Origin of the sequence: Lentzea sokolovensis, assembly GCF_033949975.1 — a bacterium.
Taxonomy (GTDB): domain Bacteria; phylum Actinomycetota; class Actinomycetes; order Mycobacteriales; family Pseudonocardiaceae; genus Lentzea; species Lentzea sokolovensis.
Genome location: NZ_JAXAVU010000008.1, coordinates 499,775 through 515,717 on the forward strand (window position 1 = coordinate 499,775; position 15,943 = coordinate 515,717).

19 protein-coding genes and 1 tRNA gene are annotated in these 15,943 nt (G+C 67.8%); 12 read left to right on the forward strand and 8 right to left on the reverse strand.

What is annotated here, in order from left to right; translation table 11 throughout:
- Positions 1 to 10 precede the first annotated feature (10 nt).
- From SK854_RS17020 to SK854_RS17030, 3 genes are read right to left on the reverse strand one after another with little or no spacing between them, the layout of a single operon-like run.
- Positions 11 to 613 carry a hypothetical protein gene (locus SK854_RS17020; RefSeq protein ID WP_319976065.1) on the reverse strand — a complete coding sequence of 201 codons (603 nt, stop codon included), beginning with the start codon at positions 611 to 613 and terminating at the stop codon, positions 11 to 13.
- A 1-nt stretch (position 614) separates the two neighbouring features.
- Complete coding sequence (locus SK854_RS17025; RefSeq protein WP_319976066.1) at positions 615 to 1,070, reverse strand: RidA family protein; 456 nt, start codon at positions 1,068 to 1,070, stop codon at positions 615 to 617.
- Positions 1,067 to 1,222 (reverse strand): DUF4177 domain-containing protein, encoded by a 156-nt coding sequence (locus SK854_RS17030; RefSeq protein ID WP_089950120.1) that lies wholly within the window; start codon positions 1,220 to 1,222, stop codon positions 1,067 to 1,069. The genes SK854_RS17025 and SK854_RS17030 overlap by 4 nt, the downstream gene beginning before the upstream one ends.
- A gap of 68 nt (positions 1,223 to 1,290) precedes the next feature.
- Here SK854_RS17030 and SK854_RS17035 point away from each other — a divergent pair, with 68 nt between their 5' ends.
- From SK854_RS17035 to SK854_RS17045, 3 genes are read left to right on the forward strand one after another with little or no spacing between them, the layout of a single operon-like run.
- Complete coding sequence (locus SK854_RS17035) at positions 1,291 to 1,542, forward strand: hypothetical protein (protein ID WP_319976067.1); 252 nt, start codon at positions 1,291 to 1,293, stop codon at positions 1,540 to 1,542.
- Positions 1,543 to 1,586: 44 nt separating this feature from the next.
- Positions 1,587 to 2,579: an ArsA-related P-loop ATPase gene (locus SK854_RS17040; protein WP_319976068.1), complete on the forward strand. Its 993-nt coding sequence runs from the start codon at positions 1,587 to 1,589 to the stop codon at positions 2,577 to 2,579.
- On the forward strand, positions 2,576 to 3,703 hold the full coding sequence (locus SK854_RS17045; RefSeq protein WP_319976069.1) for an ArsA family ATPase: 1,128 nt from the start codon (positions 2,576 to 2,578) through the stop codon (positions 3,701 to 3,703). The genes SK854_RS17040 and SK854_RS17045 overlap by 4 nt, the downstream gene beginning before the upstream one ends.
- Positions 3,704 to 3,714: 11 nt before the next feature.
- On the opposite strand, the gene SK854_RS17050 is transcribed toward SK854_RS17045, so the two are convergent.
- A complete protein-coding gene (locus SK854_RS17050; RefSeq protein ID WP_319976070.1) occupies positions 3,715 to 4,005 on the reverse strand; it encodes a WhiB family transcriptional regulator in 291 nt (96 codons plus the stop codon).
- Positions 4,006 to 4,242: 237 nt separating this feature from the next.
- On the opposite strand from SK854_RS17050, the gene SK854_RS17055 reads away from it, so the two are divergent.
- The gene (locus SK854_RS17055; RefSeq protein WP_319976071.1) at positions 4,243 to 6,678 is read left to right on the forward strand and encodes a transglycosylase domain-containing protein; all 2,436 of its coding nucleotides are present in this window, start codon (positions 4,243 to 4,245) and stop codon (positions 6,676 to 6,678) included.
- Positions 6,679 to 6,681: 3 nt separating this feature from the next.
- Here the strand turns inward: SK854_RS17055 and SK854_RS17060 are convergent, their stop codons facing one another.
- Entirely contained in the window at positions 6,682 to 7,326 is a 645-nt protein-coding gene (locus SK854_RS17060) for a GntR family transcriptional regulator (protein ID WP_319976072.1), read from the reverse strand.
- 52 nt (positions 7,327 to 7,378) lie between these two features.
- Between SK854_RS17060 and SK854_RS17065 the strand changes: the two genes are divergently transcribed.
- Complete coding sequence (locus SK854_RS17065; RefSeq protein WP_319976073.1) at positions 7,379 to 8,095, forward strand: HAD-IA family hydrolase; 717 nt, start codon at positions 7,379 to 7,381, stop codon at positions 8,093 to 8,095.
- A 43-nt stretch (positions 8,096 to 8,138) separates the two neighbouring features.
- Here the strand turns inward: SK854_RS17065 and SK854_RS17070 are convergent, their stop codons facing one another.
- Positions 8,139 to 8,609 (reverse strand): GatB/YqeY domain-containing protein, encoded by a 471-nt coding sequence (locus tag SK854_RS17070; protein WP_319976074.1) that lies wholly within the window; start codon positions 8,607 to 8,609, stop codon positions 8,139 to 8,141.
- Positions 8,610 to 8,677: 68 nt separating this feature from the next.
- Here SK854_RS17070 and SK854_RS17075 point away from each other — a divergent pair, with 68 nt between their 5' ends.
- The 3 genes from SK854_RS17075 to SK854_RS17085 all read left to right on the forward strand — a co-directional run bounded on the left by SK854_RS17075 (position 8,678) and on the right by SK854_RS17085 (position 10,813).
- Entirely contained in the window at positions 8,678 to 9,631 is a 954-nt protein-coding gene (locus SK854_RS17075) for a metallophosphoesterase (RefSeq protein ID WP_319976075.1), read from the forward strand.
- A 19-nt stretch (positions 9,632 to 9,650) separates the two neighbouring features.
- Positions 9,651 to 9,724 (forward strand) — tRNA-Pro (locus SK854_RS17080).
- A gap of 534 nt (positions 9,725 to 10,258) precedes the next feature.
- Complete coding sequence (locus SK854_RS17085) at positions 10,259 to 10,813, forward strand: hypothetical protein (protein WP_319976076.1); 555 nt, start codon at positions 10,259 to 10,261, stop codon at positions 10,811 to 10,813.
- A 147-nt stretch (positions 10,814 to 10,960) separates the two neighbouring features.
- Here SK854_RS17085 and SK854_RS17090 read toward each other — a convergent pair whose 3' ends face one another.
- Positions 10,961 to 11,326 carry an SMI1/KNR4 family protein gene (locus SK854_RS17090; RefSeq protein WP_319976077.1) on the reverse strand — a complete coding sequence of 122 codons (366 nt, stop codon included), beginning with the start codon at positions 11,324 to 11,326 and terminating at the stop codon, positions 10,961 to 10,963.
- A gap of 423 nt (positions 11,327 to 11,749) precedes the next feature.
- Here SK854_RS17090 and SK854_RS17095 point away from each other — a divergent pair, with 423 nt between their 5' ends.
- Together SK854_RS17095 and SK854_RS17100 are read left to right on the forward strand one after the other, a co-directional pair.
- Positions 11,750 to 11,977: a hypothetical protein gene (locus tag SK854_RS17095; protein WP_319976078.1), complete on the forward strand. Its 228-nt coding sequence runs from the start codon at positions 11,750 to 11,752 to the stop codon at positions 11,975 to 11,977.
- Between the two features lie 10 nt (positions 11,978 to 11,987).
- The gene (locus SK854_RS17100) at positions 11,988 to 12,287 is read left to right on the forward strand and encodes an antibiotic biosynthesis monooxygenase family protein (RefSeq protein WP_319976079.1); all 300 of its coding nucleotides are present in this window, start codon (positions 11,988 to 11,990) and stop codon (positions 12,285 to 12,287) included.
- On the opposite strand, the gene SK854_RS17105 is transcribed toward SK854_RS17100, so the two are convergent.
- On the reverse strand, positions 12,277 to 12,756 hold the full coding sequence (locus SK854_RS17105; RefSeq protein ID WP_319976080.1) for a GAF domain-containing protein: 480 nt from the start codon (positions 12,754 to 12,756) through the stop codon (positions 12,277 to 12,279). The two genes, SK854_RS17100 and SK854_RS17105, sit on opposite strands and share 11 nt — an antisense overlap.
- Positions 12,757 to 12,983: 227 nt before the next feature.
- Between SK854_RS17105 and SK854_RS17110 the strand changes: the two genes are divergently transcribed.
- Complete coding sequence (locus SK854_RS17110) at positions 12,984 to 14,795, forward strand: S9 family peptidase (RefSeq protein WP_319976081.1); 1,812 nt, start codon at positions 12,984 to 12,986, stop codon at positions 14,793 to 14,795.
- Positions 14,796 to 14,983: 188 nt separating this feature from the next.
- Positions 14,984 to 15,934: a DUF4872 domain-containing protein gene (locus SK854_RS17115; RefSeq protein ID WP_319976082.1), complete on the forward strand. Its 951-nt coding sequence runs from the start codon at positions 14,984 to 14,986 to the stop codon at positions 15,932 to 15,934.
- Positions 15,935 to 15,943: the final 9 nt, after the last annotated feature.

Here is a 15,943-nt window from a genome sequence, read left to right on the forward strand (position 1 = left end):
TCAACTCTCCTTAGCTGAGCACCAGGTGCTCCTCGGACTCGGCGCCGGCACACACCAGCTCCGATGCCGCTAACGCCGCCCGGTGGTAGGGCGGAAGGTCCATGCCGGACGGCACGACCTCAACGCACGGGTCGTGCTCGCCCAACGCCCGCAGAACACGCTGCAACTCACCAGTCAGCCGGGCGTGGCCGGTGGTGGCCGCCACCAGCAGGACGCGGTTGATCCCGGAGGGACCGATGCGCCAGCAGGAGCGAACTTCCCCGACCCCGTGCCGGCCTCGCAGCGTGGCACCGAGAACGACGGTCGCGGAATCTCCCATCGGCACCCGATCGGGTGATTCCGGGGAAAAGGTGTAGTCGGTGGGTGGCAGTTCGTCCAGCCCTTTGACCGAACTGAGAGCACCGGGTTCCGCCCCGTAGGGCACCAGCGCGTCCTGCAAAAGGCGCAGTTCGTGATCAGTCAGAGGGATGCGTCCGTGCAGCAGAGTGCGCGGCAACGACCGCGCGAGCACCGCGTACGCGTCCGAAGCCGCCCAGTCCCGGTACCGCCACAGCAGGTCGTCCGGAAGGCGTCCGGCCAGCCTGAGCAGCAGTTCGTGGCACGTGTCCGACATGTCACACCTCGACGATCAGTTCGATCTCCACTGGAGCGCCGATCGGCAGCTCTGCGACCCCTACGGCCGACCGGGCGTGCTTGCCCTCGTCACCGAAGATCTCGCCGAGCAGCTCGGAGGCGCCGTTGATGACACCGGGCTGTCCCGTGAAGCCCTCGGCGGAGGCCACGAACCCGACAACTTTCACGACTCGCTTGATCGAGTCAATCCCCACGAGCGCGTGGACGGCCGCGAGAGCGTTGAGGATGCACGTCGCGGCGTACTGCTTGGCCTCCTCCGGGGAGACCTCGGCGCCGACCTTGCCGGTGGCGGGGAGCTTGCCCTCGACGAACGGCAGCTGGCCGGACGTGAACACCCACGGGCCGCTCTGCGTGGCGGGCACGTAGGCGGCGAGCGGGGCAGCGACGCCGGGAAGCTCGATGCCGAGCTCCTTGAGGCGGTTGCTCCAGGTGGTCATGCCTTCGCTCGCTTCAGGTACGCGACGTGCTGCTCACCCGTCGGGTTCGTCAGCACGGTGACCAGCTCCCAGCCGTCATCGCCCCACTGGTCGAGGATCTGCTTCGTGGCGTGGATCAACAACGGCACGGTCGCGTACTCCCACTTCGTCATGCGCGGAGCCTAACTTGCCACCCGATCGCCCTCTGCGCGGTTCTCGCACTTCGAGCTACCTTGATCACATGGAGACCTGGCGGATCATCGCCACCAGCCTGTTCGCGCTGGGTGGACTGGTGATGGTGCTCGTCGCCATGGCGCAGGTGCGTGACCGCAAGCACAGCCGGCGCACGGAGGTCATCCAAGCCGGACTGATCGGTCTCGTGGTCGTGGCCGTGATCACGGCCAGCATCGCGCTGTGGCTTCCATCGGTCGTGGCGTGGGCGTTGGTCGCCGCGACGGCCATCGCCGTTCTCTTCCTCACCATGGTCGATTGACCGACCAATCCACGTTCGACCGATTTCACACATAGTCTGGACATGTGACGTCGTGGACCGAGGAGCTGACCCGAGCCCGTCTGCACGTGGTCTCCGGCAAGGGCGGCACGGGCAAGACGACGGTCTCGGCCGCGCTGGCGCTCGCGCTCGCCACCGGTGGCCGCCGGGTGCTGCTGGTCGAGGTCGAGGGCAGGCAGGGCATCGCCCAGCTCTTCGACCGGGCCCCGCTGCCCTACTCCGAGGAACGGATCGCGTCGGCGCCGGGCGGCGGTGAGGTGCACGCGCTCGCGGTGGACGCGGAAGCCGCGCTCCTCGAATACCTGGCGATGTTCTACAACCTCGGCTTCGCGGGACGGACGCTGCGCAAGATGGGCGCGATCGAGTTCGCGACCACGCTCGCGCCCGGCCTGCGCGACGTTCTGCTGACCGGCAAGGTCAAGGAGTGCGTGAACCGCACCGGGCCGGACGGCCGCCACGTCTACGACGCCGTCGTGCTGGACGCGCCGCCCACCGGGCGCGTGGTCAAGTTCCTCGACGTCACCAAGGCCATGGCCGACCTCGCCAAGGTCGGGCCGATCAAGGGGCAGAGCGACGGCGTCGTGCGGCTGCTGCACTCCGGCGACACCGCGGTGCACCTGGTCGCGTTGCTGGAGGAGATGCCGGTGCGCGAGACCCTGGACGCCGTCACCGAACTGGACGGCGCCGACCTGCGACCCGGCGCGGTGCTGGTGAACCGGGTCCAGCCGGTCCGGCTGCCCGCCCGTTCGCTGCCGGTCGCGGCCGAGGGCAGGCTCGACGAGTCACGGGTGCGCGCGGGGCTGAGGACCGCCGGGCTCGACCTCGACGAGTTCACGCTCGAAGGTTTGGTCGACGAGACGGTGGAGCACGCCATCCGGGTGCGGTCGCAGCAGGAGGCCAAGGAACTGCTGTCCGAGTCGGACCTGCCGACCCTGGAACTGCCGGACCTGACGGACGGGGTGGACGTGGCCGCGCTCTACGAACTGGCCGAGGCCCTGGTCGCGGCGGGTGTCCGATGACCACCAGGCTCGACTTCGACCCGCTGCTGGACGACCTGGAGACACGCGTCCTGGTCTGTTGCGGCTCCGGCGGCGTGGGCAAGACGACGACCGCGGCGGCGCTGGCGTTGCGCGCGGCCGAACGCGGCAGGCGCGTGGTCGTGCTGACGATCGACCCGGCACGGCGGCTCGCGCAGTCGCTGGGCCTGCGCGAACTGGACAACCACCCGCGCGAGGTGGTCGTGGACGGCTTCGAGCCCAAGGGCGAGCTGTTCGCGATGATGCTCGACATGCGTCGCACGTTCGACGACATGGTGCTGACCCACGCGGGCCGCGACCGGGCCGACCAGATCCTGTCGAACCCCTTCTACCAGACCATTTCCTCGTCGTTCTCCGGCACGCAGGAGTACATGGCGATGGAGAAGCTGGGCCAGCTGGTGGCGCAGGACGAGTGGGACCTGATCATCGTCGACACGCCGCCGAGCCGGTCGGCGCTCGACTTCCTGGACGCGCCGCAGCGGCTGTCGACGGTGCTCGACGGCAGGTTCATCAGGATGCTGTCGGCTCCGGCGCGCGCGAGCGGCCGGGGGCTGATGAAGATCGTCGGAACCGGTTTCAGCCTTTTCACACGTGCTGTGTCGACGATCGTCGGCGGCCAGCTGTTGCAGGACGCGTCGACCTTTGTTCAGGCGTTCGACAGCATGTTCGGCGGATTCCGCGAACGCGCCCAGCGCACGTACGAACTGCTCCGCTCACCCGGAACCGGTTTCGTGGTGGTGGCGGCGGCGGAACCGGACGCGTTGCGCGAGGCGAGCTATTTCGTGGAACGGCTCAGCGCGGAGAACATGCCGCTGTGCGGACTCGTCGCGAACAGGACCCATCCCGTGCTCGCGGCGGATCTGCCCGCGGCGAAGGCGGTCGCCGCAGCGGATGACCTGGACCGCTCCGGTGACGCGCCGCTCGCCGCGGCAGTGCTCCGGCTGCACGCGGACCGGGTGGCAGTGGCCGATCGTGAGAAGCGGCTGCTGGCCCGGTTCACGCGTGCTCACCCCGGCGTCGCGCTGGTCGGCGTGCCCGCATTGCCTGCTGACGTGCACGACCTCGACGGCCTTCGGGAGATAGGTCGTCGACTCGCCGGCGAATAGGCGCTCAGCGCCTAGCTGACCCTCGTGTCTTCGGTGTGCTCTTGACGTGCGTTGTCGAGCAACTCGAACCACGAGTCCACGTCCGGACGACGGCGCAGCAGAGCACGGCGTTCGCGCTCGGTCATGCCTCCCCAGACACCGAATTCGATCTTGTTGTCCAGCGCTTCGGCCAGGCATTCCATGCGCACCGGGCATCCCAGGCACACGAGCTTCGCCTTGCGCTGCTCCGCACCTCGAACGAAGAGCTGGTCCGGCTCTTCGTCACGGCACGAAGCGTTGATACGCCAATCCCCCTGGTTCATATCCCCCACTCCTCAGTGCTGTCCAAATGTGGAAATCCGCCACACCCCTGCCACGGATGCCGTAGCGTTCGAGCCACGGCTGCATTCCTTGGACGTTGACGGACTGTAGTGCCGTTCGGTTCCCTGTCCAAGCCTGGGTCACCCGACTGTTACCTGTCTTGCGTATGTCTACTCATGCTGAGTAACGGCACTTACTGATCACCTTCACCCGTTCGTGTACGGCGTACGCTGACCCGCGTGCGAGTCAGGAATGGCGTGCTCAAGATGCTCGGCCTGTGCCTGCTGGCTGGGGTTCTCCTCGCCGGCATGCTGTTCCCAGTCGTGGGTGCGACAGGCCTCGTCTCGAACAGAGCCAGCGACACGGTGGACAGCATCTCGGCAGACCTGGTGACGACGGATCCTCCGTTGATCACCACGGTCACGGACAAGGACGGCGCCCCGATCGCCTACCTGTTCGACCAGTACAGAGTCCTGACACCTCCCGAGAAGATCTCGCCGACCATGAAGGCGGCGCTGATCTCGGTCGAGGACCGCAGGTTCTACGAGCACCAGGGCGTGGACTGGAAGGGCACGATCCGCGCGGGACTGACGAACCAGGTCAGCGGCTCGGTGTCGCAGGGCGCCTCCACGCTGACCCAGCAGTACGTGAAGAACTACCTGGTCCACGTGGTCGCTCGGAACAACAAGCTGGAGCAGGCCAAGGCCCAGGAGCAGACCATCGCGCGCAAGATGCGCGAGGCCCGGATCTCGCTGCAGCTGGAGCGAAAGCTCGGCAAGGAGGAGATCCTCGCCCGGTACCTCAACGTCGTTCCATTCGGTTCGACCATTTACGGCATCGCGGCGGCGGCGCAGGCTTACTTCAGCACGACGCCGGACAAGTTGACGGTTCCTCAAGCCGCGATGCTCGCGGGAATGGTGAACAGTCCGTCAGCACTCGACCCCGAAGCGTATCCGGACAAAGCTTTGGACCGGCGCAACAAAGTGATCGACAGGATGGTCGAGAACGACAAGCTGTCGCGCGACGCGGGTGAGGCGGCGAAGAAGGAAGGACTGGGTCTCGCGACTCCGGTTCGCACCCCGCCGAACGGTTGTGTCGGCGCCGGTCCGGAAAACGGTTTCTTCTGCTCGTACGTCGTGAACTACTTGCAGCGCGCGGGTTTCAGCGAGGAACAGCTGCGCACCGGCGGTTACACCATTCAGACCACTTTGGACAGAACGGTCACCCAGCAGGCGAAGGCGGCGGCCGAGGCGGGCGTCGGCAAGGGCACCGACGGCATCGCGAACACGATGGCGATCGTGAAGCCCGGCAAGGAGCGCCACGACGTGCTGGCGCTGGTCGCGAACCGCGACTACGGCCTGAAGGCCGACCTGCGCCAGACGACGTACGACCTGCCCAGCGGCGTGGAGAACAAGTTCGGCGCCGGCTCGGTCTACAAGGTCTTCACGGCCGCGGCGGCGCTGGAGAAGGGTCTCGGCATCGAGAACGTCATCCCGACGCCGACCTCGCACACCTCGCGGGTCTTCAAGGGTGGCGCCCAGCGCTGCCCGAGCACCGGTGAGCCCGGCACGCGCTGGTACTGCCTGTCGAACTTCGACTCGAGCTACCCGTCGTCCATGACGCTGCAGCAGGCCCTCGCGACCTCGCCGAACACCGGCTTCGTGATCCTGGAGGAGCAGACCGGCATGGACGCGGTCGTGGACATGGCCTCGCGGCTGGGCATGCGCGAGACGATGGCGACGAACCTGCAGGGCACGAGGCCCGACCCGAAGGCCAAGGACAAGCAGAACCGCGTCTCGCAGACCGAGTTCTACAAGCAGAACGGCGGCAACGCGTCGTTCACGCTCTCGCCCGCACCGGTGTCCACTCTGGAGCTCGCGAACGTCGCGGCGACCATCGTGAGCGGCGGCAAGTGGTGCCCGCCCACGCCGATCGCGAAGGTGCTGGACCGCAACGGCAAGCCGATCCCGGTCAACGAGGCTCCGTGCGAGCAGGTCGTCGCCGAGGGTCTCGCGAACGGGCTCGCGGTCGGCATGAGCAAGGACGACGTCGGCAGCGGTACCGCCGCGGCCGCCGCCCGCGCCGCCAAGTGGACCCGCCCGATGATCGCCAAGACGGGCACCACCGAGGAGTACAAGTCGGCGGCGTTCATCGGTGCGACCCCGGACTTCGCGGGCGCCGTGCAGACGTTCAACGACGGCAACTCGCCCCGCCCGATCTGCGTGGGCGGCGCACCCCGGTTGTGCGGCAACGGCAACATCTTCGGCGGCACCATCCCGGCCAAGACGTGGTTCGAGACGATGTCGAAGATGCACGCGTCCCTGCCGGTGGCCCAGCTGCCGCAGGTGGAGCAGCGCTACCTCAAGGGCGGCCGCGAGATCCAGGTGCCCGACGTCGTGGGCAGGCAGTCCAACGACGCCGTGCGGATCCTGGAGCAGGCCGGTTACAAGGTGAGCCAGCAGTCGGTGAACTCCGAGAAGGCGAAGGGCACGGTCGTCAGCCAGTCGCCGCGCGGCAACGCGTTGCGCGGCACGGTGATCACGCTGTCGGTGAGCTCGGGGTACGTGCCGCCGCCGGTGGCCACGGAGCCGCCGCCGTCGCAGCCCCCGCCCAACCCCGGCAACCCGAACGAGCCGCCACCGATCACGCTGCCGACCGAACCCGAACCCCGGTAGCGCTCAGGCGAGCATCGCCTTGAGGCGCTGGACGCTCACGTCGACGTGGGCACGGATCTCGGCGACCGCCCTGGCGCGGTCGCCGAGACGGATGGCGTCGACGATGGCCTCGTGCTCCGCCACGACCTCCTCGGGCGTCTCGGACTTGCTGAGAACCGTGAGGTAGAAGCGCAGTTCCTTGGTCAGCGAGGCGAAGAACTCGTCCAGCCTCGTGCTGTCGAGCAGCGCGACGATCTTCTGGTGGAACGCGAGGTCGCGGTCGACGATCCCGTGGCCGGTCCGTGCGGCTTCTTGCAGCTCTTCGAACGCGTCGGTGATCGCTTTGAGCTGCTCCGGGCGCGGGGTGCGGGCGATCGCGGCGGTCTCCAGCCGTTCGCGGGCGGTGTAGAGCGCCTCGATCTTCTCCGGCGTGGGCGCGATGACGACGGCGCCGCGGTTGACCTCGTAGCGGACCAGACCGGTGAGCTCCAGGATCCGGACGGCCTCGCGGATGGTGTTGCGCGCGACCCCGAGCTCGGCCGCGATCGCGCTCTCCCTGAGCCTGTCACCAGGGCCGAAAGCACCGGCCATGATCCGTTCGGAGAGGCCGTCGGCCAGCTGCTGGGCCGTGGTGGTGCGGCGCACTTCGAGGCCGTCGAGGGCTGACATGTGGCCAGTTTAACGGGTTGCCCTACAGTTGAACTGTACTACAGTTTGGGTCATGGACCTGACGGCGTTCAAGGCGCTCAGCTTCGACTGCTACGGCACGCTCATCGACTGGGAGACCGGCATCGCCGCGGTGCTGTCACCGTGGGCGCGCGAACAGGGGCTCTCGCTGTCCGACGAGGAACTGCTGCTCGCGTACGGCAAGCAGGAGGCGGCCGCACAGGCGGCGACGCCGTCCGCGCTGTACCCGGACCTGCTGGCGTCGGCGTTCCGGCTCATGGGCTCCGCCCTCGGGCGTGAGGTGAGCGACGAGTGGGCGCGCCGGCTGGGTGACTCGGTGCCGGACTGGCCCGCGTTCCCCGACTCCGCGGACGCGTTGGCGCGCCTGGCTTCCCACTACCAGTTGATCATTCTGTCCAACGTGCACCGCGCTGGTTTCGCGGGCAGCAACCTGCAGCTGCGCGGGGACTTCGCGGCGATCATCACCGCGGAGGACGTCGGCGCGTACAAGCCCGCCGAGAACCACTTCCGGGCGCTGGATCGCGAGCTGGACTCGCTGGGCGTGGAGCGCTCGGAGCTGCTGCACGTGGCGCAGAGCCTGTTCCACGACCACGTTCCGGCCAAGCGGGAGGGGCTGCCGTCCGTGTGGATCAACCGGCGGCGCGACCGCCCGGGCTGGGGCGCGACGCCGGAGCCGTCCGGCGACTACAGCTACGACCTGGAGTTCGGGTCGATGGGCGAGTTCGCGGACGCGGTCGACAAGGCGTTCTGAGTTGGGGTGCCGCAGCGGTCGTCCACCGCTGCGGCACTGCGTACTAGCCGGCGAGCTTGGCCTTCACCGCGGCGGCCACCCGGCCACCCTCGGCGCGCCCGGCGACCTCGGCGTTGACGGCCTTCATCACCTGGCCCATCTGCTTCTGCCCCGGCGCCTCACCGAGCTGAGCGGCGATGGCGTCGAACGCCTTGTCCACAATGGACTGCAGCTCCGCGTCGTCGAGCTGCTTGGGAAGGTAGGTCTCCAGCACGGCGAGCTCCTGGCGCTCCAGGTCGGCCTTCTCGGCCCGCCCGGCACCGTCGAAGGCCTCAGCGGCCTCCTTGCGCTTCTTCGCCTCGCGCGAGAGGACCTTCACGACCTCGTCGTCGGAGAGCTCGCGGGCCTGCTTGCCCGAGACCTCCTCGTTCGTGACGGCCGTGAGCGCCATTCGCAACGCACCGGCCGTGACGGTCTCCCGTGCCTTCATCGCGACAGTCAGGTCGTTCTTCAGCCGCGTCTTCAAGTCCGCCATGGCGCAGAACGGTACCGCCCTCCGGATGCCGCGCCGATCGAGTTAACGCCCTTCCGTACCCTTGACGCGTGAACAAGCTGGGCCGCGCCCTCCTCGCCACGACCGCTCTCGGCGCCGCGACCGTCGCGTACGCGGCGGGAATCGAGAGAAGGCACTGGACCCTGCGCACCGCCACGGTGCCGGTCCTGTCCCCCGGAGCCAAGCCGATCCGCGTGCTGCACATCTCAGACCTGCACATGACGCCGAACCAGGTGTCGAAGCAGCGCTGGGTGGCCGCACTGGCCGATCTGAACCCGGACTTCGTGGTCAACACAGGCGACAACCTCGCGCACAAGGACGCCGTCCCGGGCACGTTGCGCGCGCTCGGCCCGTTGCTCGACAAGCCGGGCGTGTTCGTCTTCGGCAGCAACGACTACTACGCGCCGAGGCTCAAGAACCCGGTCCGCTACCTGCTGCCGTCGTCCAAGACCAAGCGCATCCACGGCGTGACGCTCCCGTGGCGCGACCTGCGAGCCGGCATGATCGAACGCGGCTGGGAAGACCTCACCCACCTCCGCAAGACCATCATGGTGAACGGCCAGGCCATCTTCTGCGCGGGCCTCGACGACCCGCACCTGAAGCGCGACCGCTACGCCGACATCGCCGGCGCCCCGGATCCCAGTGCCGCGTTGAGGCTGGGCGTCACGCACTCCCCCGAACCGCGCGTGCTGGACCCGTTCGCCGCCGACGGCTACGACTTCGTGATGGCCGGCCACACACACGGCGGCCAACTCCGCATCCCGTTCTACGGCGCAGTGGTGACGAACTGCGAACTGGACCGCGGTCGCGCCCGCGGAGTTTCGCGCTGGGGTTCGCACATGTGGATGAACGTGTCCGCCGGCATGGGCACTTCGCCGTACGCGCCGGTGCGGTTCTGCTGCCCTCCGGAGGCTTCCCTGCTGACCCTGGTTCCGCGACCCGTTACGCCTGGTCAGGGGCGAAATGAGGGGGTCCGATTCGGAGCTGGCGCGGACATGATGTAGAGTTCTACATGTTCCCAGCCGGGGTGTGGCGCAGCTTGGTAGCGCGCTTCGTTCGGGACGAAGAGGTCGCAGGTTCAAATCCTGTCACCCCGACTGAATAAAACAAATCAGCCCCTGTCCACAGAAGACGTGGACAGGGGCTGATTTGTGTTTTAGGCCTTTGAGGCCCGCCCCGGGAGAAATTCCGGCAGCACGTGCTGGATCAGCACTAGTGGCTCGCGCCAAGCGTCAGCGCCACACTCGCCTCAGAACTTCTCATCATCATGGCGCCCCCTGGAGCCGCTGGCCGTTGGAGCGCGCCCCGATGGCCACGGACCGACGCGGCCTCCTGCCCACGCTCAAGGCCGCGCCCGAGCACGGCGGGCAAGGCGTGCACGCCGGCCAACCGCCAGCAGACAGCAACGACCGGCGCCCATGGACGACACAGCAGCTTCGTAATATGCGGTATCTTTGTTTTCAGATTCCCCGAAACAGAGCGACAAACGACGGCCCGTTGATTTGGGTACGGGCCGGCGGGATATCGATCAGTTGAAATTGCTCACGTTCCCGTCTGCGTTCCAAGCGTTTCTTTCGAGTTGGTTCGGCTACTCCTGCAGAGTCGAGTTCGTGACTTGAAAGGAGCTCATCGTGAAATTCAGCATCTTTGGCCGCTCCGCGGTCCTCACCGTGGTCGTCGCCGTTCTGCTCGCATTATTCGGCGCCGCGGGCACCGCGTCCGCCGCCCCAGCGCCGGCCGCCCCGGCGTTGAGCACGCCTGTCACCGGCACGTTCACCGACGCCTCCGGCGGTGTCGGCACCGTGGTCGGCACGTTCACGCCGACCGGGTTCGCACAGGACGGCACCACCGCGCTCGCCAACGGCATCGTCGACCTGACCCTCACCGACTCCGCTGGTCAGCAGGTGGGCACCGAGTCACGCGAGGTCACGACCCCGGTGGGCGTCTCGCAGGTCTCCTGCGAGATCCTCGACCTGGTGCTCGGACCGCTGGACCTCGACCTGCTGGGCCTGGTCGTGCACCTGGACCGGGTGCACCTGAACATCACCGCGGAACCGGGTCCGGGCAACCTGCTCGGCAACCTGCTGTGCGCGATCGTCGGAATCCCCCTCCCCGGCTCGCCCTCCGGGCTTCAGGCACTGGTCGCCCTGCTGAACCAGATCCTCGCCGTGCTGAACAACGGATGACCACCGCTGGCGGGGCGCCCTTGAGGCGCCCCGCCGTCGGCCGGGATTCCGGGCCGTTTCGGGAGAGATCCGGGAGAATTCGTCACCGCCACTCGGAGCGAAAGCCGAGTGGTTCTTCGTCTGCGCGTTCGACCTTGTCGAACGCCATCACGCACCCGCGCAGCGGCCCTTCTCGCAAGTCGACGAACAGGTGGTTGCCGGACGCGCTGACCGCGATCGGGACGAAGAGCGGCAGCCACGGGTCTCCGAACGCCGGATCCGCATCATCGCCTCGCGGACCTCCAGCGACCGGCCGACGCTGAACGGGCTGCAGAACTCCGGAATCACCGGGGCGTAGTCCACGCCCGCCAACCCGCCGCACGCCGTCCACCACGCCGCCAGGTCGGCCGGCAGCGGCACACCGATCGTCTCCTCGGCAGCCGCCACGTCGGCCGCGGAGGCCGGCGGCAGGAACTTGGAGCGCAACTCGGGCGCGTGCGTGCGGAGCCAGGCGTCGGCTCGGGACCAGTTCACTCCCAGATCATCTCGTGCGGCGTCGGTCTGCCCACCCGATCCCGACTCGATTCCATCCCGGAGTGGAATCGAACCTCTTCTTTCGTCGTGAATTTGTCTCGCCTTTTGTTTGTCGACAAGTCGACCGGAAAGTCCCTTCACGCACAGGGTCGAAGGTCCTTCGCAGTCACCGCGAAAAGTCATCAACGTTCCCGATAGACCACCCGATCGTGTGACGCGCCTCGACACGAGCAGCCGTAGACGTCACCGTCGATGCATGACACTGCGCCATCGTTCCGGTTCAAATAATACGGAACGACCACGTAGCGTTAACCCTTACGAGTGAAGGTTGACGGTTCAACTGACGTTGCGTAACGGGATCCTTGATCCAACCGACGAAGGCTGTGGTTCAGCTTTCGTTGAATAAGTCGGGAGATGTCAGTGATGGACTCCGCCTCCGCCACCAATGCTTCTACCAGCCCGTGGATCGCCATAGCGGCCAAAGCAATTGTGGTGCTGCAGTCCCTGGGGATCGTTTTCATGCTCACTTCTGCTTGGGTGACGGCCATCGTGGCCGTCGGTTTCATCGTGGTCTTCATCGCGATCCGGGCGTTGTCGCGTGCTTCGCGGCAGGTCGACCGGATCTTCGAGGAGGAGCTCAGCCGGCAATAGGCTCGGCACCATGCTGACGCGGGTGTCGGAGGCTCTGGTGATGCCGGGCCGGGAGCAGGAGTTCGTCGCACGGGTGCGGGATCTGGTCGGGACGTTTCCCGAGATCTACGACGGGCTGGTGGGCCACGAGGTGCTCGTCGACCTCGACGACCCGCGGCGCGTGCAGTACGTGAGCCGGTGGCGGGACGAGCGGGCGCTGGAGAACTACGCCGGTCCCGGCTGGCGCACCGATCCGGTGACGTTCCCGGACGAGGACGAGTACCTGCAGCGACCGTTGACGCTGCGGCACTTCCAGGACGTCAGTGGATGAAGCCCCGCGCGGGCAGGCCTTCCGGGAAGCGTTCGAGCGCCTCGCCGGCGGCCTGGGCCAGTGACTCCAGCGTTTCGGTCTCTTCTGGGGTCGCGGTGTGCGGGACGGCCCAGTAGCAGCCGATGGCGCCGAGCGGTTCCGGGCGCAGGATCGGGGCCATCAGCAGGCTTCGCACAAAGGTCGGCCGATACGCTTCCTGAGGAATCCTCGAATCGAAGCGGATGTCCCTGATCGCCACGGTCTGACGATTCAACATCGCCCAGCCGCTGATGCAGTTCACGGCGGGGAAGCGCTGGCCCTTCCACAGCGGACTCATCGAGTCCTCGTCTGCGTAGTAGCAGAGGTCGCCGTCGAGCAGCACCAGCGTCGCACCATGCGCGACCAGCGACGACCTGGCCGTGGTGCGGACGATGCGTTGCACTTCCTCCAAGGTGGGGGCCTCGGCGAGGCGATCCATCGTTTCGGACATGCGTCAACATTAACTCTCGCGGAACCCCACACCTAGAATCTCTGACTCGATTCAACTAATCAGCGGCAGTTCCTCTGCCTGTGGCCTTGTGACAAAGAATGCCGGTGCTTTGCGACAATCCACCCGGCCACCGCTGGGGCGGTGGGCGGTGCGGTGGCGCACCCCACTGTGGTGGTTGTGTCAGGTGGAATCCCCCCAGAAGCGACGGCTGACTCTAGTGTTGAAGCGTGACCACGCACCCTTCTCCCGAGATTCCGGACCAGCTCTTCGAGGACGCGGCCGCCGAGACCCGGTGGCGTGAGCGGTTCACCGCTCCCCGGATGAGCCTGCCCGGATGGGCCGACGACGCACCGGACCGCACCCTGTACGTCTCCAACGCGAGTGGCGTGTGGGAGATCTACTCCTGGGACCGCGAAACGGACGAGCACCGCAAGGTCACCGACCGCCCGAACGGCACGTCGCACGCGACGCTGAACCCGGACGGCACCGAGATCTGGTGGTTCGACGACCACGACGGCGACGAGTTCGGCGTCTGGGTGCGCGAGCCGTTCAAGGCCGACGGCAGCAAGGCGGAGCCCGCGGTCGCCGACGTGACCCCCGGCTACCCGGCCGGTCTGGAGATCGGCCGCACCGTCACGGCCGTGGCCGCGTCGACCGACGACGGCACCACGGTGTGGTTGGCGCGCAACGGCAAGAGCGAGGTGCTCTACCAGCACGTCAACGACGCCGGCGTCACCGCGCTGTCCAAGGACGAGTCCATCGTCGTGATCGCGCACTCCGAGCACGGCGACAACCGGCACATGGCCCTGCGCGCGCTCAACGCGGAGAACGGCGAGACGATCGCCGAGAAGTGGGACGGCAAGGGCAAGGGCCTCGACGCCATCTCGTTCAGCCCGGTGCGCGGCGACCAGCGGCTGCTGGTGCTGCACGAGCGCCGCGGCCGCGAGGAGCTGCTGATCTGGGACGTCGCCGCCGGCACCGAGCAGGAGATCGTCCTCGACCTGCCGGGTGAGGTCTCCGCCGACTGGTACCCGGACGCGTCCGCGTTGCTGATCGTGCACACCCACCACGCCCGCAACACCGCGCACCGCTACGACCTCGCGACCGGCGAACTGGCCACTCTGGACACCGCGCCCGGCGTGATCGGCTCGGCGGGCGTGCGCCCGGACGGCACGGTCGAGTACTCCTGGTCGTCCGCCGAGAGGTCCACGGTCATCCGCGCGCTGGCAACCGACGGCACCGAGCGCGTGCTGGTCGAGCCCGCCGGCGCCAAGCCCGCAACGTCCGCGCCGCTGGAGGACGTGTTCGTCGGCGACGTGCACGCGCTGGTCTCGAAGCCCGAGGGCGAGGGCCCGTTCCCGACCGTCTTCCTGATCCACGGCGGCCCGCACTCCTCCGACGAGGACCGCTTCTCCGCCTACCGCGCGGTGTGGCTCGACGCCGGGTTCGCCACCGTGCACGTGAACTACCGCGGCTCCAGCGGCTACGGCTCGAAGTGGCGTGACGCCATCGAGGGCAGGCCGGGCATCACCGAGCTCGAGGACATCGCCGCCGTGCACGACTGGGCGGTCGAGTCGGGCCTCACCGACCCGTCGAAGTCGGTCCTCAACGGCGCCTCGTGGGGCGGCTACCTGACCCTGCTCGGCATCGGCACCCAGCCGGAACGCTGGACCGTCGGCGTCGCGGGCGTCCCGGTGGCGGACTACTTCGCCGCCTACGAGGACGAGATGGAACCGCTGCGGGCGTTCGACCGCGCGCTGTTCGGCGGTTCCCCGGAGGAACTGCCCGAGCTGTACAGGGAGTGCTCGCCGCTCACGTACGTCGACCAGGTCACCGCTCCGGTGCTGATCCTCGCGGGCGAGAACGACCCGCGCTGCCCGATCAGGCAGATCGACAACTACCTCGACGCGCTCGCGGCCCGCGACCACGCCTACGAGATGTACCGCTACGACGCTGGCCACGGCTCGTTGGTCGTCGCCGAGACGATCCGTCAGACGGCGGCCGAAGTGGACTTCGCACGGCGGCATCTCACGAAGTAACCTGGTGACGGCGCTGCCGAGCGCCTCACCTCCTGATCGGTCACCCACGCTGGCCGGCGTCGCGGAGGCAAAGGGGACTCCTGTCCTCCCGGCGCCGGTCAGTCGTGTCTGTCGTGTGCACGAACGCAGCCCGGACGAGCAGAGCAAGGCGTGGGGAACGGCTCCAGCGCGTCCGCGAAAGGCACGCCATGACCGAGCAGAAGTCGTTCAAGCGCCTGGTTCGCGCCCGGATGGAGCGCACCGGCGAGTCGTACACCACCGCCCGCAGGCACGTGCTGAAAGACGCGCGGCCCACCGGGAAGATGCACGACTCGTGGCTGCTGCGGGAGATGCTCGACGACGAGTGGTCCGAGGCGATGCTCGCTGGGCTCGCCGGCGGCATCGGGTTCATGTACTTCGTGTTCGAGTACAAGGGCCACACGCCGACCATGACGATCGTCGCGCGGCACCACCCGGCGCCGTTCATCCCGACCGCGCTCGCGCACGCCGGCATCGCGCACGACGTCACCAGCACGACCTCGGCGCGCAAGGCCGAGAAGCAGCTCCGCGATGCCGACGGGCCGATGATCTGCTTGCTGGGCAAGGAGAAGCACCCGGTCGGGGTGCTGGGAACAGACGGCGACACGGTCACCGTGCACAACCACGGGACCATCGTGCAGCCGCTCGGCGAGTTCATGACGAGCTGGGGTCAGGGCAAGCACGAGATGATCAGCATCGGCGAACGGACGGGCGAGCCGGACGTCGCCGCGGCCGTCCGGATGACGTGCGAGCACCTCACCGGGCCGGTGCTGGGCAACAACTTCGACGTGAACTTCGGCTTCTCCGGCATGCGCAAGCTCGCGGAGCAGTTGCGCGACAAGGGGAAGAAGGGCTGGGCCCAGCGCTGGGCCGACGACCCCGGATTCGTGAAGCAGCGGCTGCACGACTGCCTGGAGGTCGAGTTCACCGCGCCCGGAGCGACGCGGCCGCTCTACGCCGATTTCCTCGACGAAGCCGGACTGCCTGGCGCACAGGAGTTCCGGACGTCCGGCACGCTCTGGTCGGAGATCGCGAACGGCGGCGACTACGACGAGCTGGCCGGCAAAGTGGACGAGGCCCGTTCCATCGAGGAACGGGCCATCCGTCTGCTGATGCTCTGAGCCGTCAGG

Bases quoted from the DNA above. Each gene is read 5' to 3' on its own strand.
- SK854_RS17020 (WP_319976065.1), bottom strand. From the start codon at position 613: ATGTCGGACACGTGCCACGAACTGCTGCTCAGGCTGGCCGGACGCCTT.
- SK854_RS17025 (WP_319976066.1), bottom strand. From the start codon at position 1,070: ATGACCACCTGGAGCAACCGCCTCAAGGAGCTCGGCATCGAGCTTCCC.
- SK854_RS17030 (WP_089950120.1), bottom strand. From the start codon at position 1,222: ATGACGAAGTGGGAGTACGCGACCGTGCCGTTGTTGATCCACGCCACG.
- SK854_RS17035 (WP_319976067.1), top strand. From the start codon at position 1,291: ATGGAGACCTGGCGGATCATCGCCACCAGCCTGTTCGCGCTGGGTGGA.
- SK854_RS17045 (WP_319976069.1), top strand. From the start codon at position 2,576: ATGACCACCAGGCTCGACTTCGACCCGCTGCTGGACGACCTGGAGACA.
- SK854_RS17050 (WP_319976070.1), bottom strand. From the start codon at position 4,005: ATGAACCAGGGGGATTGGCGTATCAACGCTTCGTGCCGTGACGAAGAG.
- SK854_RS17060 (WP_319976072.1), bottom strand. From the start codon at position 7,326: ATGTCAGCCCTCGACGGCCTCGAAGTGCGCCGCACCACCACGGCCCAG.
- SK854_RS17065 (WP_319976073.1), top strand. From the start codon at position 7,379: ATGGACCTGACGGCGTTCAAGGCGCTCAGCTTCGACTGCTACGGCACG.
- SK854_RS17070 (WP_319976074.1), bottom strand. From the start codon at position 8,609: ATGGCGGACTTGAAGACGCGGCTGAAGAACGACCTGACTGTCGCGATG.
- SK854_RS17095 (WP_319976078.1), top strand. From the start codon at position 11,750: ATGGACTCCGCCTCCGCCACCAATGCTTCTACCAGCCCGTGGATCGCC.
- SK854_RS17100 (WP_319976079.1), top strand. From the start codon at position 11,988: ATGCTGACGCGGGTGTCGGAGGCTCTGGTGATGCCGGGCCGGGAGCAG.
- SK854_RS17105 (WP_319976080.1), bottom strand. From the start codon at position 12,756: ATGTCCGAAACGATGGATCGCCTCGCCGAGGCCCCCACCTTGGAGGAA.
- SK854_RS17115 (WP_319976082.1), top strand. From the start codon at position 14,984: ATGACCGAGCAGAAGTCGTTCAAGCGCCTGGTTCGCGCCCGGATGGAG.